The sequence below is a fragment of the Rhizobium sp. SG2393 genome, assembly GCF_042610495.1.
Lineage (GTDB): Bacteria > Pseudomonadota > Alphaproteobacteria > Rhizobiales > Rhizobiaceae > RU20A.
This window is the reverse complement of the sequence record NZ_JBHGAP010000024.1, coordinates 1-950: the sequence shown is the minus strand read 5'-3', so window position 1 is coordinate 950 and position 950 is coordinate 1. Positions and strand designations below refer to the sequence as shown.

Annotated in this window: 1 pseudogene and 1 other annotated feature; the pseudogene reads left to right on the top strand. The window is 59.5% G+C overall.

Features of this window, described 5'->3' with window-relative positions:
• Positions 1 to 53 precede the first annotated feature (53 nt).
• Positions 54 to 950: pseudogene (locus ACED18_RS20545) on the top strand (IS3 family transposase); the annotation flags it as partial.
• Positions 335 to 451, top strand: a sequence feature (AL1L pseudoknot). It overlaps the preceding pseudogene by 117 nt.

Below are 950 nucleotides of genomic sequence, written 5' to 3'. Positions count from 1 at the left end.
TGAACCGCACCGGGTTTGCCGGAGGCTGCAACTTCTGAGAAAGTGGAGCCACTATGAGCAAGACAACGAACAAGTTTTCACCTGAAGTCCGTCAACGCGCCATTCGTATGGTGTTGGATCACGAAGCCGAGCACCCTTCGCGGTGGGCTGCTGTTTCATCTATTGCGGCCAAGATCGGTTGCTCGCCAGCCACGCTGCACGAATGGGTCAAGAAGACCGAGGTCGACAGTGGTAAGCGCGCAGGCCTGCCGAGCGATGTCGCCGAGAAGATGAAGGCTTTGGAGCGGGAGAACCGCGAGCTTCGTCAGGCGAATGAGATTCTACGCAAAGCCTCGGCATATTTTGCCCAGGCGGAGCTCGACCGCCCACTGAAGCGATGATTTCCTTCATCGACGAACACCGCTCGGTGCTCGGGGTCGAGCCGATTTGCAGGCTGCTGCCGATTGCCCCGTCCACCTATTATGAAGTCATTGCCAAGCGCACGGATGTGGGTCGCCTGTCGGCCCGCGCCCGGCGCGACATGGCCATGAAGGTCGAGATACGCCGGGTGTTCAACGAGAACTTCCAGGTCTATGGCGTGCGGAAAGTGTGGCGACAGTTGCAGCGAGAAGGCTTCGACGTCGCACGCTGCACTGTCGCAAGGCTCATGAGAAAAATGGGTCTTCAAGGCATCATTCGCGGCAAGCCCATCAAAACCACCGTGTCGGACAAGACTGCACCGTGTCCGCTCGACCGCGTCAACCGCCACTTCAAGGCTCCCGCGCCGAACATGCTGTGGTTATCCGATTTTACATACGTCGCGACCTGGCAGGGCTTCGTATACGTCGCTTTCGTGATCGACGCCTTCGCTCGTCGCATCGTCGGTTGGCGGGCAAGCCGAACGGCCCATGCGAGCTTTGTGCTCGATGCCCTCGACCAGGCGCTTCATGACCGGCGACCCCTCAAACGTG